Origin of the sequence: Domibacillus tundrae, from assembly GCF_000970675.1 — a bacterium.
Lineage (GTDB): Bacteria > Bacillota > Bacilli > Bacillales > Domibacillaceae > Domibacillus > Domibacillus tundrae.
The window spans coordinates 861,524-874,204 of record NZ_LAJA01000001.1 but is presented as its reverse complement, the minus strand read 5'-3'; the positions used below and the strand labels follow the sequence as shown (position 1 = coordinate 874,204).

Annotated in this window: 24 protein-coding genes; 5 read left to right on the top strand and 19 right to left on the bottom strand. The window is 40.7% G+C overall.

The features are described from left to right. Positions 1-137 precede the first annotated feature (137 nt). On the bottom strand, positions 138-554 hold the full coding sequence (locus tag VQ00_RS04460) for a DoxX family protein (protein WP_046178850.1): 417 nt from the start codon (positions 552-554) through the stop codon (positions 138-140). A gap of 298 nt (positions 555-852) precedes the next feature. Here VQ00_RS04460 and VQ00_RS04455 point away from each other — a divergent pair, with 298 nt between their 5' ends. The 3 genes from VQ00_RS04455 (at position 853) to VQ00_RS04440 (ending at position 2,855) form a co-directional block, all read left to right on the top strand. Then, positions 853-1,146 carry a helix-turn-helix domain-containing protein gene (locus tag VQ00_RS04455; protein WP_046178849.1) on the top strand — a complete coding sequence of 98 codons (294 nt, stop codon included), beginning with the start codon at positions 853-855 and terminating at the stop codon, positions 1,144-1,146. Further along, positions 1,107-2,018 (top strand): IS3 family transposase, encoded by a 912-nt coding sequence (locus VQ00_RS04450; RefSeq protein WP_156153957.1) that lies wholly within the window; start codon positions 1,107-1,109, stop codon positions 2,016-2,018. The genes VQ00_RS04455 and VQ00_RS04450 overlap by 40 nt, the downstream gene beginning before the upstream one ends. A gap of 408 nt (positions 2,019-2,426) precedes the next feature. Beyond that, positions 2,427-2,855 (top strand): hypothetical protein, encoded by a 429-nt coding sequence (locus tag VQ00_RS04440; protein ID WP_046178846.1) that lies wholly within the window; start codon positions 2,427-2,429, stop codon positions 2,853-2,855. A 566-nt stretch (positions 2,856-3,421) separates the two neighbouring features. Here VQ00_RS04440 and VQ00_RS04435 read toward each other — a convergent pair. The 9 genes from VQ00_RS04435 to VQ00_RS04395 form a co-directional block, all read right to left on the bottom strand. Next, positions 3,422-3,664 carry a hypothetical protein gene (locus VQ00_RS04435; RefSeq protein WP_046178845.1) on the bottom strand — a complete coding sequence of 81 codons (243 nt, stop codon included), beginning with the start codon at positions 3,662-3,664 and terminating at the stop codon, positions 3,422-3,424. 62 nt (positions 3,665-3,726) lie between these two features. Further along, the gene (locus VQ00_RS04430; protein ID WP_046178844.1) at positions 3,727-3,948 is read right to left on the bottom strand and encodes a hypothetical protein; all 222 of its coding nucleotides are present in this window, start codon (positions 3,946-3,948) and stop codon (positions 3,727-3,729) included. Between the two features lie 346 nt (positions 3,949-4,294). After that, a complete protein-coding gene (locus VQ00_RS04425) occupies positions 4,295-4,669 on the bottom strand; it encodes an ArpU family phage packaging/lysis transcriptional regulator (RefSeq protein WP_046178843.1) in 375 nt (124 codons plus the stop codon). 89 nt (positions 4,670-4,758) lie between these two features. Beyond that, entirely contained in the window at positions 4,759-5,406 is a 648-nt protein-coding gene (locus VQ00_RS04420) for a sigma factor-like helix-turn-helix DNA-binding protein (protein WP_046178842.1), read from the bottom strand. A gap of 13 nt (positions 5,407-5,419) precedes the next feature. Further along, a complete protein-coding gene (locus tag VQ00_RS04415; RefSeq protein ID WP_046178841.1) occupies positions 5,420-5,614 on the bottom strand; it encodes a hypothetical protein in 195 nt (64 codons plus the stop codon). A gap of 94 nt (positions 5,615-5,708) precedes the next feature. Then, the gene (locus VQ00_RS04410) at positions 5,709-6,455 is read right to left on the bottom strand and encodes a UPF0489 family protein (protein ID WP_052728321.1); all 747 of its coding nucleotides are present in this window, start codon (positions 6,453-6,455) and stop codon (positions 5,709-5,711) included. Next, positions 6,452-6,646, bottom strand: coding sequence for an XtrA/YqaO family protein (locus VQ00_RS04405; protein ID WP_046178840.1), 195 nt, complete (start codon positions 6,644-6,646; stop codon positions 6,452-6,454). The genes VQ00_RS04410 and VQ00_RS04405 overlap by 4 nt, the downstream gene beginning before the upstream one ends. A gap of 187 nt (positions 6,647-6,833) precedes the next feature. Then, positions 6,834-7,112 carry a hypothetical protein gene (locus VQ00_RS04400; RefSeq protein WP_046178839.1) on the bottom strand — a complete coding sequence of 93 codons (279 nt, stop codon included), beginning with the start codon at positions 7,110-7,112 and terminating at the stop codon, positions 6,834-6,836. Then, positions 7,091-7,414 carry an IDEAL domain-containing protein gene (locus tag VQ00_RS04395; protein WP_046178838.1) on the bottom strand — a complete coding sequence of 108 codons (324 nt, stop codon included), beginning with the start codon at positions 7,412-7,414 and terminating at the stop codon, positions 7,091-7,093. The genes VQ00_RS04400 and VQ00_RS04395 overlap by 22 nt, the downstream gene beginning before the upstream one ends. A gap of 122 nt (positions 7,415-7,536) precedes the next feature. On the opposite strand from VQ00_RS04395, the gene VQ00_RS18785 reads away from it, so the two are divergent. Both VQ00_RS18785 and VQ00_RS18780 read left to right on the top strand, forming a co-directional pair. Then, the gene (locus VQ00_RS18785; protein ID WP_172645533.1) at positions 7,537-7,704 is read left to right on the top strand and encodes a hypothetical protein; all 168 of its coding nucleotides are present in this window, start codon (positions 7,537-7,539) and stop codon (positions 7,702-7,704) included. Between the two features lie 234 nt (positions 7,705-7,938). Beyond that, complete coding sequence (locus VQ00_RS18780) at positions 7,939-8,187, top strand: DUF7669 domain-containing protein (RefSeq protein ID WP_046178837.1); 249 nt, start codon at positions 7,939-7,941, stop codon at positions 8,185-8,187. A 71-nt stretch (positions 8,188-8,258) separates the two neighbouring features. Here the strand turns inward: VQ00_RS18780 and VQ00_RS04385 are convergent, their stop codons facing one another. The 9 genes from VQ00_RS04385 to VQ00_RS04350 are packed head-to-tail and all read right to left on the bottom strand — an operon-like array spanning position 8,259 to position 12,679. Next, positions 8,259-8,954, bottom strand: coding sequence for a hypothetical protein (locus VQ00_RS04385; protein WP_046178836.1), 696 nt, complete (start codon positions 8,952-8,954; stop codon positions 8,259-8,261). 14 nt (positions 8,955-8,968) lie between these two features. Continuing rightward, positions 8,969-9,406, bottom strand: coding sequence for a RusA family crossover junction endodeoxyribonuclease (locus tag VQ00_RS04380; RefSeq protein ID WP_046178835.1), 438 nt, complete (start codon positions 9,404-9,406; stop codon positions 8,969-8,971). A 57-nt stretch (positions 9,407-9,463) separates the two neighbouring features. Further along, entirely contained in the window at positions 9,464-9,685 is a 222-nt protein-coding gene (locus tag VQ00_RS04375; RefSeq protein WP_046178834.1) for a hypothetical protein, read from the bottom strand. After that, positions 9,682-9,867, bottom strand: coding sequence for a hypothetical protein (locus tag VQ00_RS04370; RefSeq protein ID WP_046178833.1), 186 nt, complete (start codon positions 9,865-9,867; stop codon positions 9,682-9,684). The genes VQ00_RS04375 and VQ00_RS04370 overlap by 4 nt, the downstream gene beginning before the upstream one ends. Further along, on the bottom strand, positions 9,864-10,037 hold the full coding sequence (locus tag VQ00_RS18415; RefSeq protein ID WP_156153956.1) for a hypothetical protein: 174 nt from the start codon (positions 10,035-10,037) through the stop codon (positions 9,864-9,866). The genes VQ00_RS04370 and VQ00_RS18415 overlap by 4 nt, the downstream gene beginning before the upstream one ends. Further along, a complete protein-coding gene (dnaB, locus tag VQ00_RS04365; protein WP_245618010.1) occupies positions 10,024-11,367 on the bottom strand; it encodes a replicative DNA helicase in 1,344 nt (447 codons plus the stop codon). Before dnaB ends, VQ00_RS18415 begins: the two co-directional genes overlap by 14 nt. After that, positions 11,321-11,626, bottom strand: coding sequence for a replicative helicase loader/inhibitor (locus tag VQ00_RS04360; RefSeq protein WP_046178832.1), 306 nt, complete (start codon positions 11,624-11,626; stop codon positions 11,321-11,323). Before VQ00_RS04360 ends, dnaB begins: the two co-directional genes overlap by 47 nt. Positions 11,627-11,633: 7 nt before the next feature. Beyond that, on the bottom strand, positions 11,634-12,443 hold the full coding sequence (locus tag VQ00_RS17650) for a DnaD domain-containing protein (RefSeq protein WP_052728319.1): 810 nt from the start codon (positions 12,441-12,443) through the stop codon (positions 11,634-11,636). A 5-nt stretch (positions 12,444-12,448) separates the two neighbouring features. Beyond that, positions 12,449-12,679 (bottom strand): hypothetical protein, encoded by a 231-nt coding sequence (locus VQ00_RS04350; RefSeq protein ID WP_046178831.1) that lies wholly within the window; start codon positions 12,677-12,679, stop codon positions 12,449-12,451. Positions 12,680-12,681: the final 2 nt, after the last annotated feature.

Sequence of the window (12,681 nt, the reverse complement as noted above, 5' to 3'; positions counted from 1 at the left end):
TACTAGATCACCTGCACCTTCTTATCTCTTCATAGCAAAACTCCGTCACAGGTCCGGATAAAATCCAATAGTACCTTTACCCATATAAACGGTTCTTATTCTTAAATTTCGATTTAAAACCCTAGAAATCGACATATTTAAGCTGATTTTGAATAACGGTTGGTTTCTTTGTCTTGATTGAAAAGAAGGTTTCCGATAGAGTACAGCTTGCTTCCTTCTACAAAAAGAGAAACAGATAGTGAAAGCAAAACAAGATCATACGCGTATCCATTTAAAAATCCAGCTGCAAATTTTACTTTGATAATAGCGCCGATTAATAAGAGAGCAAACAAAGCCGAAACAATTCTTGTACCCAAACCAACAATTAGCGCAATGCCTCCTACTACTTCAATCACAGCCACAGCATAGGCCATAAAACCAGGCAGCCCAATACTTTCAAACCAGCCGACGGTATTTTCTATACCACCTTGAAACTTCGCCGTTCCATGAGCCAAGAAAATAACCCCTAGCGTAATCCGTAAAATCAAAGCACCAATTCCTTTATTGTTTAACATTAGTTAAACCTCCTAAATAGTTATTTAATAAGGGCTTATATTTCTAATTATCTCGAATTCAAGATAATTCACAAATGATCTTACCATCAATTTATTTCGAATTCAAGATATTTTTTTGATCAAAAAATAACCATAAACGTTTACTAAATAAATTAGTTGAAAGTATGGGCAATCGAAAAAAAGCCCCGTATTCTAAAAATCCGGGGCGTTTCCAATATAACAAAATTCTATGATATGCTCCCCCTTAAGTGGACAGTGTAGAAAAGCAACGCTACTGTTTACTCAAGGGGGATTTTAAATGGCGAAAAAACAAACATACTCTGTAGAGCTTAAACTGCAGGCAGTCGAACTGTATATTTCGGGAGAACTGGGAGGGTATCGGCCAGTGGCTGAGCAGTTTAATGTGCACGCGACTCAGGTGATGAGATGGGTAAAAGCTTATAAAGAAGAAGGAATTGATGGCTTAAAAGAGAAGCGAAGCGCTTTAGCTGGAAGGAAACCTCAAAATCCTTCGGATCAAGAAAAGATTAGACGCTTAGACGCAGAAGTCGAATATTTAAAAAAGCTGTTAGAAGCCAGGAAGGGGCGATAAGAAGAGCCAAATACCTTGAATACCAAGTAATCTATGAGATGTCTCATCGGTTTCCTATTACCTTGCTTTGTGAGATTGCAGAAGTTTCAAGAAGTGGATACTATAAGTGGATTAAAAACAGACAGACCCCTTCAAAAAAACAGGTCGAAGACCAGTCTCTACAAGAAAAGATCATGGAGGTCTTTTCTCAGTATCGAGGTATATTTGGTTACCGAAGAATGACGGTCTGGTTACGTAAAACAATGAAGAAGCCCATAAACCATAAAAGAATTTATAGACTGATGAAGGGGCTCGGCATTCAAGCCAGAATTCGTAAAAAACGCATATTTCATGGTAAGAGAGAAGTCTGTGTCGTGTCAAAAAACTACTTAAATCGAGGGTTTCAAACTGCCCGGCCGAATGAAAAATGGGTAACGGATGTAACCATCCTTCCTTTCAATAAACAACGCCTTTATTTATCTGTTATTTATGATTTGTATAATAATGAAGTTGTCTCCTACAAGACAAGCCGGGTAAATAATCTCCAATTGGTACTTGATACGCTTGACGCAGCCTGTAAAAAGCGCCCTGTAAAGGACATTCTTCTGCATAGTGATCAAGGCGTGCAATATACATCCCGGGCCTATCACCATGCGCTGAAGACCTATGGCATGAAAGCAAGTATGTCTAGAAAAGGAAATTGTCTGGACAATGCTTGTATTGAAAGCTTTTTTGGACATTTAAAGGCTGAGTGCTTTTATCTCCTAACGTTTAATAATATTTTTGAAATTGAACAAGCCATACATAAATACATCGAATTCTATAACACCTCAAGGTGTCAAAAGAAACTACATAACCTTTCCCCTGTTGAATATCGTGTGAAGGCTATGTAGTTATTTACGAGTGTCTACTTGACGGGAGGTAGATCGAAATTGGTATTTAGTACCAATATTTATTCCAATCTGATTTGATATAATTAGCATTTATGAGAAAGGAAGATTTATTTGAATCGTCAAGTAATGAAGGAAGTTATTTTTACATTTTTCACCTATATGATTCTCGTTCTTTTTGCTTACCATGCAAGCCACATAAAATGGAATATTACACTCCTTAACTATCTAAACCCTTTAATTATGGTTCTTGGTATATTCTTAATTACTAGTTATCTTCGCAGGAGCCAAAAGATTTTAACCAAAAAGGCTTACTCTATACTATATTTTATTAGTGCACTTGCAGGCCTTGCCATTTATTTTGCATTAACTTCATAAAGAAATATTAGTAAATAACATAGGAAGTGGATTATGCTTAATTATATACTTCGTTATCTGAAAGGATCTGCAGCTGCTATTATAGCAGCTGTCATCTCACTAAGCTTTCTTGTAGAAGCCAGTTATCACAATTTTGATAGTGATCAATTTTATTTTTTTTCTCTCTATGCTACAGTTTTTGGTTATCTATTTGGTTTAATAGCTTTTGCTTGTTTCTTTTTGATGGACAAAAAAGGGTACACCTCATTGAAAAAATATTTAATTTTCCTTGTTTTAGGTGTGACAAGTGGGGGGATTGTAGAACTTTTTACAGAGTTATGGTTTTTTCCTGTAGCCTTTGTTTCCACAATAATAGGATCTTTTGCTTTTATTGTAAGTCAAAAAATCAAAAGCAAGTTAGCCATCTTGGTAATTTCAGTTATACCCTTAATTGTTATCTTCATTTATCCATTGTTTTGGTAAAACGAATGAGATTTCCTTGTTAATAAACAACGGATTAAGATGAAGCTGAAAAATAGAAGAACTCTTATCCAAATTAATGGAGCAGTAAACATATCAAAAGAAACTACATAACCTTTCTCCAGTTGAATATCGTGAAAAGGCTATGTAGCTTTTTACGAGTGTCTACTTGACGGGGGGCAGATCATGCATTTATGTTGCATTAGGAAATTTTTATTTATTGTTATTAAACTAAACTGCTCCGTTAATACAATAAGCACAGCATGACATTTGTGTATAAAAATAAGCAACTATACAGTTTTTCGTTGTGTAATGATTCAAAATGATGAATGAACATACTGCCAAAACATACATTATTTAAATGCCAGAAACAGTAGCATTAAGGTTTCCGCCGTTTTGACCATCATTTTCCATCAAGTGTCGCGTTTCAATGACTCTCCCTTTTTAGGGTGTCGCATTTGTCGGGTTTGTTGCTTTTACTGGTGCTCAAAAGGGAGAAGCTCCTTTTAAGGCTGCTGAAACTGCCGAACTCTCTTTTTAGGGTGTGCGAAATGTGCAGGTTGTAGCATTTAACCACGGTCCATTGCTTCCTGGTACACAGCCTTTAAATGATCCTCAAACTCCATTCCATGTTCCCGCTTGATCCAGGCTCTATATCGTTTACTATGCCAATCGTGGGTAGATGCATGTCTCCTGACGGTTTGATAAGGAATGTTAAACCGCTCACCCACCTCTTTTAAAGAGATCCTCCCCGACCCTTCTGCAGTCATAAAAAATTGTTCAACCTGATCCCAGTCATATTTTTTATTCACATTATCCTCTCCTCTAAAAGTCTTTCAAATGATGAAACCTTACAATCTTTTAAATATATGCTTCAACTATAGGAAAATGACAAACTTGCTATATACTTTCGGGCAAACCAGTCAAACTCTTCTAGCGTTGGCTTCTCAGGAAACTGATGGGTGATCTCTTGTTGGGTTTCCGAGTCCATATAGCAAAAGACGGTTTCCTGCTGCTGGTCATACACTAGGGATACTCCATATGCCTGAAAACAATAATCTCCTCTTTCAGTTTGATGCATGCTCATGATAACCATTCTGTTCCTTCTCCTCTCGTGTGGTTACTCTGTTCAATCATTGGAGACTGTAACGGTAAGTTTTCGTGTTACAGCTAAATTGCCAGAGTGGCTATAAGATGAAGCTTTTTTCATCAGAGTACTGTAACGCCAAGTTTTAACGTTACAGGCGATACAACTGCTCGGACATTAGATGAAAGAATTATTCGAGCGGCTGTTTCGTTACAGTTTTTTAACGTTACAAGTGAAACAGCTTCCGGACATTAGATGAAGTAATTTTTCGAGCGTAGACTTTAGCAAAGCCCCTGTAACGTTACAGCCTTTTTTCTCTTGGGCTTTTATATAAACAATGGACCTTGCTTTTTTGCTAGATAATGCTTAACGCTTTGGCCATGGAGTAAATGGCTGATTTCTTTTTCTTATAATAGGCTTCTTTTTTCATCCCTAATTCCAGATAAATAAACAGGTCTGTCGGTCTTGAAGGATCCAAATACTTCTGAGTGATAATCTCTCTTTCTATGTCATCCAGCGCAAAATCGAGTGTACGCTGGATCTGCTTATACTTCCGTTCGTTCTGTTTCTCTGTTTTGCTCAGGATCGGAAAAAGAGGACCATCTGCCTCTGCCTGTATCACTTCTTTCTGGTTTTCCACCCATACTTTCAAGGCGACAAACTGCTTTAATTCTTCTTTTATAATGTTTTGGACCTTCTTAAAGTCAATATCCTTGGCTGAGGTCTCCATACGCTTCCTCCTATAAATAAATGAGCTGAAAAGCTGCCTCCCTTTCATTTCTGAATTGGGAGTAATCCCTAAGGATGCGGTGCGGCAGATCAGGCAGAATGGTTTTCTTTGCGTAAAGACTGAAGCAGCGGACGGATCGAATTTAGAGGAATGCCCGTCAGTTCTGCTAATGTTTTCTGGTTAGCTTGTGGATGTTCTTTTAAGACTAGGGACAGCTTCTGAGTTCGTTCCTGTTTCTTTGCCTCTGCTTTCGTCACAGGCTTTCCTTCTTTTCTTGCTTGGATCTTTTTCTCTGCCCTGTTCAGAAACGTTTGAACGGAACTTTTTGTGATGCCAAGCAGTACAGCCGTCTTGTCGTGCGAATGCCCTTCTGCCCTAATCAGCGTAAAGACATCTCTTTCTCTCTTAGTAAGAGGAGAAAGCATTTCTTCCAGCATTGCTTTCTCTTCTTTGGTTATCACGCGTTCTTCCATCTGTTCCTGGTTCGGCACAATGGCCTCGAGTATCTTCGGGTCAACGGTAGCGTACACACCGGTCCGTTCGGCTCCTTTCAGCTGGCCAGGATTCCGGCCGGAGACCAGCCACTGAATGGTAAACTCCATTTCACTGATCATGCCGCCGATGATTTTTTTGTCACGCTCATCTTCTGCGCTTAACACTGTTTTTTCTTCGAGGGCTTGCCTCATTTTTCTTAATTCACGCAACGATTGTTTATATTCATAAATGAGTGTCTGCATATTTGCCCTCTCCTTATTTCCGTCTGATAGATCCACGGTGGCGTTTAAACCTGTCCCGCCCTATTCCCATGGGCTCTTTCCATTCACGGTCAGTGAGTGTTTCTTGCTTTCTCTGCGGTGGTTTTTCCGCTTTTGGCTTTATTGCTATGAAGTCGGGCTTTCCATTTACCTTCAGCCATTGCTGCAGCTGCTCTTTCATCGTTTTCATCTGTTCCGCTCCTTTTTTTGGCAAATAAAAAAGGACACCAAACAGCGCACGAGTTTTCGTGTCTGTTCAGTGTCCTTCAGATGGCTGAGAGAACCTAGATTTCAATAATATATTCTTTTATAATGCCTAACATATAGTCTGAAGAAGCCGGTGTATATTGAGGTGATTGGCAAAAAACCAATGCATCAAATTTTTCATCTGCAGAAAAATCATCTTTTCGAAAGATTTCATATGGTACTAATGAGTCAGTTTTAACAGGAGCCAGTTCTCGATACTCTTCTACGAGTTTTCCAGCATCTAATCCCTTTTCAAAGGCTTTAAATTCAAAATTATAACTTTCATCGTTAAATTCTTGTAATAATATAGATACAAAGTCATTAAAATCCCAATCGTTTTGATGGACAAAATTCACTTTACTAATCCAGCCGCATGCAATTGTATAAGCTAGATAGTTAGACAACATAACTTTTTCTCTGGGCAGGAAATTAATGCGTTCATTGATTGGATAGTGCAAGAAATCTGTTGCTAAATGAAACCATGAACCATCACCCAATCCTAGATCCGAATGTGAATCAATATGTGTTACTTCAAAAGGCAGATGCATTCTACCATTACCTATAAGTTCTTTCCAAAAATCAAATGCTTGGTCATGATGGGTAATTATTCTACCTGGAATTTTTTGGACTTTACTAAGTTTACACTTGTTCTCTAAAAAATCTCTAAATTCTTTTTCATTCCAAGGAGTATAGTATTCTTCATTTAATCTTTCATTTCCTGTTATAAAGTATGGTATATCATCTAAGAAGAAATCCATATCAATATCAAGCATTTTCTTAATCAAAACTCTTCCCCTTCTTCCCGTCTCATCCGCTTCACTTTACCCTGGTGCGTAACAATTTTGTATTCCCCATGCGGAGGCAGCTCTCTGATCTTGACTTTCCCGTCACAGACCACCAAAACGCACGTACGTGGTATTTCCATTATATCCAATTCCAGCTTCATTGTGGAAGGATCAATTGTGATATCTTTCATAGTAGAGAAGCCCCCAGTCTGTTAAAATAAAGTTGCGAGCAATATTTTAAGAGCCGGGGACTTTTTCTCGGCTTTTTTGCATAAACTTTTCTCTGATGGTTCATACTGGTACTGTTACAACCCAAATTCCAACTCCTGAGATTTCGAAACCATTTTTTCAGTCAGGTCCTCATGCCTGGCTGCTTTTTTATGCAATCCCCCACCGCTTCTTCGCCATTTCCAAACATTCCGGCGTCAAATCCTGATACTTCGCTAAAATGTGTTCATCACTCAATCCTTTTTCCACGAACCGCATGTATTGAGCTTTGCTGAGATTCCCATTTGAATTGACTGTGCGCTTTACCTTTGCTTCTGGCTTCACTTTCCGCAGATAAACCGGCCGTTTCGATTCAAACTTTTCGATACAATAGGCTTGGACTTCTTCTGGCGTCCACTGCTGCTCAATTACTGCTCCACGGTATGCCATTTTCGTTTTCCTCCCGTCAATTCTTCAAACCACTGCTTGTCTTTTGTAATAAGCGCCAAATCAATCAAAGCCGATGTATCCTGCAGCTTGTCCATCTCCACATCAGCTGGTTCCAGCTGCAAAGGGGAGTAAATTCCCCGAGTCGGTTGTTTCAGCTGCGGATCTCCCCCGATCAGGTAGACAACCTTTGTCAGCTCAACCTCTTCGCCATGAAAACCGTGCTGCATAATGTTGCTCACATATCCAATTGCCTCGAGGCATCCGCCGATTTTGACTTTTCTCCAATCTCCTATCCTTAACATGGCTGCCACCCCTTTAATTACACTTTTTTGTGTTACATAAATTAACAAAGTAACATTTAATTTTCTTCACATCGGGTATACTATCTATTCAAAGATTTCAATAATAAGGGGGTTTTCTCAATATGTCACCAATTGAACTTTTCGGATGGATCTTATCACTGCTTTTAATGGTTGGCTTTATTGGTTCATTAATATTCATATCAAGAAAGCCGACGTTGTTGTCGAAATCGGAATATACAGCCCCGCAAAAGAATAATCAAAATCCCGAACGAAAAGGTAAACAATATTAAGGCGCTTATAGCGCTTTTTTATTTTGATTTCACCGCTTCCTTTTCTCTCCTCTCCCGCTCTCAACAAGACTGCCACCCCTTTTATTTGGTTTTTTATAAATTCCTTTCTATATATCGCAGCGGGAATACTCGTTCTCAACTATAAACATATACACTACTCACAATCTTCAATTACTATCCAGTTTTTCGTTTATCTGTTATTTTTAAATCACTATATTTGATGAGGTGATTTTAATGAAATTTGGTAGTTGTAGAGAAGAAGTTGTTAATACAGTAAAAATAATTATTAACCAAAAGGGTAAAAATGAATTTACAATTAAAGAGGTAGTTCAATATATGCTTAACAACAATACGGCATATAAAGTAAGCACAATCAGCACTCATATTAGCTCAAGATGTTGTACGAATTCACCTAATCACCATGGCAGTGTTTACAATGATTTTCAGCGGATCAAACCTGGTCTGTATAAGTTAGTGAGTTAATATTTTATTAAGAAGAAAAGCTCGATACAAATGTGTGAATCGAGCTTCTCTTCAAATACACAGCAACCGATTTACGCAGCTCCGTCCTGCTCATCATTTTCTTCCTGTGCACCTTGCTCAGCTTCAGCTTGTTCTTCTTCCATTTGTCCAGGTGCTTCATTACCTTCTGCAGCTGGCTTAACATCGTCGCCTTCTTTGTCATCTTCTAGACTGTTTTCTTTCCAATCCCACCAAGCCTGTGCAAGCGGTGCGATTTTCGAACGATATTCGTCCATCATATCGATGATCTGGCCAGAACTAATTTCAAGCTCTGTGGCCATTTTGGAATACGATTCTCCTTCTAAACGACGCTTCACATAATTAGCAAAGTTTTTCGGGAAGCCTTCTTGTTCAGGAGCCAAACCTTCCAAAATAAACTGATCCACATGCTCGCGTTCAATTTCTTTTTCCTCTTCTTTTGTGCGATCAATGATCGGCAGGCCAAGATCCGCCTCGATTTGTTTATTTTCCTCCTTCAATTCTGAGACCACTCCTTTTTCATCCACCTTATAACGCTTGATTGGCTGATTGGTTGAAAGGTCTACCTCGACATTAAACAGGACCAAAAGTGACTCAAGGGAAATTTCAACGTTCTGATCGATCATTTCAGACAATTTATCAAGTTTGCCGTTCAAGCCGTTTCCGTTTACTTCAAGCACGATTTCTTTCACGTTTTTTGGTTTCAAATTCACCTTTTTAACTGTTGCTTTAAATTCGATGTATGCCATACTATTTTTCCTCCTCAAATGGATAATTGGATTTGTTGGAGCTCCATTGTTTCAACCGTGACTTCAACGCGCGGTGTAGCACTATAAAACTTGGAAACACTTAGATCAACTACCTGGCTGTCATCCACCCAAATAACCTGTTTTAGCGCATCCTTCACGCCTTTTACGTAGTTATCAACGTCAGGCTTTGTTGTCGGCCGGAGCGTGCCTTCTTCTGCTGCAGCTGCTTTCTTTTTGCTGAAGCTTTTCAGTGTCGGTTTAAATACCCGGACCGTTAACTTCAATGGACCTTCCAAAAGCTGAGCTGGGCGATGTTGAGAGGCAACTAGCTGCACATACTTTTTAAAATCCTTTGATTTTTGTGGGTCATACATTTGGACTTTGCCGTGAAAGGTTGAAGCCCTTGGCCGACCCTGAGCAACCGGCTCACCATAAACAGTGAATTGAATCACTTAATCACCTCTTTGCTTTGTTTTTTATTGAATTTTGCATATTGTTAACTATGTTTTTTAGTACCAAGTTCCTTTGGCTGTAAATTGCCGCTGTTCTCCGTTAAGGAATCGAACATCGATAGCCGCTTGCTGTGGATTAGATTTCACTTCAATAACGTTTCCAAGCCCGTACTGGTCACGCTCATTGCTTTTTAACGATGACAAATGCTTTTGATGCGCCTTGATAAACAGCCGGCGTTCAGCATCGGATAATTTTTCATAGCCTGCGATTGGTGTCACGCCGTTTTCCTCCCTTGATTTGATAAATAGATGTCAAACATCCGGCGGCCAGCCATAACCTCTGCTGGATCTGTTTTTCCGAAAGCGACGAGTAATTCAACGAGTAATTCAACCGTGCTCATGACTTTGCCGGTGTTCTCATAATGATTTTTCAGCAATTGATAAACATCTGATCGTTTCATGCTGCACCGCTCCTTTTTTTGTCCAAGTACCGGTTGAATGTCCGGATGCCTCTGACTAATGATTCCGGCGCTGTCTTCCCTGCAGCTGATTTCATTTCTTCTCCGGTCATCACCCGGCCAGTTTTCTCATGGTGCTCCTTCAACATTTCATAAACCTCACGCGGACTCATCGCCCCATCTCCTTTCAATATTCACAAACCTTGAATATTCTTTAATAAATGCCACTTCAGCCGTACCGATCGGACCGTTCCGCTGCTTGGCAAAAATAATCTCCACCAAGTTTTTTGCTTCGGATTCCTTGTTGTAATAGTCGTCGCGGTACAAGAACGTGATTACGTCTGCATCCTGCTCAATGCTGCCAGAATCACGCAAGTCAGACATCATTGGACGCTTGTCCTGCCGCTGTTCTACTGCACGGCTAAGTTGGCTAAGCAGCATCACTGGAACGTCGAACTGACGCGCCATCTGCTTGAGCTCTCTTGTGATATGGCCAATTGCCAAGTCATGGCGCTCAAACTTGCCGATGGGCGTGATCAGCTGCAAGTAATCAATGATGACGACATGCTTTTTATCTGGATGCTCCCGCTTTGTCTTACGGACAGCTGCCCGGATATCTGCCACCGTCTGCCGGGAATTGTCGTGGATGTTGATGGTCCACTTATTAAATTCGTTCATGGCGTGCCGGGCTTTGTTCTTGTCTTGATCCGTAAACATATTGAAAGAGTTCCGCCATTTGGACCCTTCAATATTTCCAATACTGGATAGGAACCGCTTGATCAGCTGTTTTTTCGGCATCTCCAGCGAGAAAATATCTGCCACTCCGTTTTGTTCACAGCAGGCTTGCACCAGGCTGAGAGAGTAAGCTGTTTTTCCCATCGATGGCCGGCCAGCAATAATAATCAAGTCACTGTTTTGCCATCCGCCTGTCATGCGGTCCACTTCGCTCAGCCCGCTTGAGATGCCTGTCATTTCCCCGGCATCCTCGTAAATTTCATCAAAGATTTCACCGAGCACTTCCAGATTCGTTTGACCTTGCTTCTGTCCCATTTCCTGCGCTTCAATAAAGGTGCTGTACATCTTTTCAGCCGTTTCATCGGACGGATTTGCCAAATAATCTGACGCCGCCCTGCTAATAAGTCGCTGCTTGTACATATCGATCAGCATCGCTTGGTAGTACGGGAAGTTAGCTGTTGTCGGTACCGATCCTGCAAGGTCAGACAAATATGATACGCCACCGATGTTTTCAATCTGCTTGTCATCTACCAGCTGCTGCGTCACCGTCATTACGTCAATAGGAACGTTTTTCTCAGCCAGCTTGTGGATAGCTTCATAAATGCACCGGTTGGCTGACCTGGTAAAATGCTCAATCGTCAGGCTTGTTTCATAAGCCAGATCCGGCTCCAAGAAAAAAGAGCCAAGAACGGTGTTTTCAATCTCAGCCGCCTGGTGCGGCTCACTTGAATGGATTAGGTGGTTTTGGTTGGTTTCGTTCCCTTGCAATCCGTTCAGCCCCTTCACGTTCCCATTGCTTTACTTTCTCCAGATGCTCATTCTTTGGTGTTTCAAAAACCGAGATTTCCGCAACAGACGGCGGGAATTTGTTTGCCTTGATATGTTGTTTAAGACGGGCATTTACTTTGTCATAGTCCATATCCAGAAGCATTTCGCTCCACAGCATCAGCCGGTCATCCGTTACCTCAAAGCGAGAATAAGCAGCATTAATGGTGTTCAAAATTTGTTCAACCTGCTCAATTTCCATAAGTTATTCATCCTCCTGATGGGATGCGGCCTTCCCGTTTCAATCGGGCAAACCGTTCCGAAATGGTTTCTTCCTGCTTTTTCTGTGGGAATTGCTTCACGTTTGTCGAGGGCGGACGCTGATCTGCTCTCCCTTTCTCGTATTCAACAAGATCAGGAATGGTTTTGACTCCTGCCTTCGCCCAGTTTGTAAGAATGGTCCACAGGTATCTCATGTTTGGATCATCTGCCATTTTCACCCGTTCAATGCCTTCCAGAATGAGTGACTCGGTCATGCCATCTTGGTCAAGGTAGGAACTGACCATTTCAATGTGATTCTGTTTCATTTCAAAACGGAGTACTTCACGCCATGAATCCATGATGTCTTTAAAGGTTGCAGGCGAATCTGTCGGTCCGTCATTCTGTCTTTCTATCTGTCTATATAATGGGTCCGCTTTGTGGTCCGGACTGTGGTTCACTTTGTGGTCCACATTGCAGGTCGCTTTGTGGTCCATATTGGACGACAAATGCGTTTTCGGTTCACTTTGCGGTCCATATTGGACTGCAATTAACATTTGATAGGTTGCTGACTGATTTCCTTTTCTGGATTGAAAAGCAATGTAACCTGTTTGTTTCAACTCATTTCGTGCCCGTTTAAACGAACTGTCTGTCAATCCGCTTTTGACGCATAACACCGATGCAGCTACCGTAAAGGATGTTATCCATGCGGCTTTCTTGTTTATGTGCAGCAAGGCGTGCCATAAAGCAACAGCCGATGAAGATAACGGGTTTAGTTCGAGCTGATCATAGAATGCGTCCACGTTCTCCTGATAGTTCATTTAAGTCACCTCTCTTTCTTGACCAGTACACCGAGTTTCTTTTCAATCCGCACCAGTGTTAAGTGCGGATGAGAAGACTTGAAGTAGCCCCTCACCCATCTGATATACTCATCATTGCTTTTAGATTGCTGCCGAATGAATGATGGAATGTCCATTTCAAATGGTAAGGGCTTTTCTCTTTTTCTGGCTGCTTCTATTGCCTGCATCACCTTATCATCGTGAGAAAGGCTGTTCATGG

Coding starts and splice junctions, on each gene's coding strand:
- VQ00_RS04460 (WP_046178850.1), bottom strand. CDS start 554: ATGTTAAACAATAAAGGAATTGGTGCTTTGATTTTACGGATTACGCTA.
- VQ00_RS04455 (WP_046178849.1), top strand. CDS start 853: ATGGCGAAAAAACAAACATACTCTGTAGAGCTTAAACTGCAGGCAGTC.
- VQ00_RS04440 (WP_046178846.1), top strand. CDS start 2,427: ATGCTTAATTATATACTTCGTTATCTGAAAGGATCTGCAGCTGCTATT.
- VQ00_RS04430 (WP_046178844.1), bottom strand. CDS start 3,948: ATGGTTATCATGAGCATGCATCAAACTGAAAGAGGAGATTATTGTTTT.
- VQ00_RS04425 (WP_046178843.1), bottom strand. CDS start 4,669: ATGGAGACCTCAGCCAAGGATATTGACTTTAAGAAGGTCCAAAACATT.
- VQ00_RS04420 (WP_046178842.1), bottom strand. CDS start 5,406: ATGCAGACACTCATTTATGAATATAAACAATCGTTGCGTGAATTAAGA.
- VQ00_RS04415 (WP_046178841.1), bottom strand. CDS start 5,614: ATGAAAACGATGAAAGAGCAGCTGCAGCAATGGCTGAAGGTAAATGGA.
- VQ00_RS04405 (WP_046178840.1), bottom strand. CDS start 6,646: ATGAAAGATATCACAATTGATCCTTCCACAATGAAGCTGGAATTGGAT.
- VQ00_RS04400 (WP_046178839.1), bottom strand. CDS start 7,112: ATGGCATACCGTGGAGCAGTAATTGAGCAGCAGTGGACGCCAGAAGAA.
- VQ00_RS04395 (WP_046178838.1), bottom strand. CDS start 7,414: ATGTTAAGGATAGGAGATTGGAGAAAAGTCAAAATCGGCGGATGCCTC.
- VQ00_RS18785 (WP_172645533.1), top strand. CDS start 7,537: ATGTCACCAATTGAACTTTTCGGATGGATCTTATCACTGCTTTTAATG.
- VQ00_RS18780 (WP_046178837.1), top strand. CDS start 7,939: ATGAAATTTGGTAGTTGTAGAGAAGAAGTTGTTAATACAGTAAAAATA.
- VQ00_RS04385 (WP_046178836.1), bottom strand. CDS start 8,954: ATGGCATACATCGAATTTAAAGCAACAGTTAAAAAGGTGAATTTGAAA.
- VQ00_RS04370 (WP_046178833.1), bottom strand. CDS start 9,867: ATGAAACGATCAGATGTTTATCAATTGCTGAAAAATCATTATGAGAAC.
- VQ00_RS18415 (WP_156153956.1), bottom strand. CDS start 10,037: ATGAGTCCGCGTGAGGTTTATGAAATGTTGAAGGAGCACCATGAGAAA.
- VQ00_RS04360 (WP_046178832.1), bottom strand. CDS start 11,626: ATGGAAATTGAGCAGGTTGAACAAATTTTGAACACCATTAATGCTGCT.
- VQ00_RS17650 (WP_052728319.1), bottom strand. CDS start 12,443: ATGAACTATCAGGAGAACGTGGACGCATTCTATGATCAGCTCGAACTA.
- VQ00_RS04350 (WP_046178831.1), bottom strand. CDS start 12,679: ATGAACAGCCTTTCTCACGATGATAAGGTGATGCAGGCAATAGAAGCA.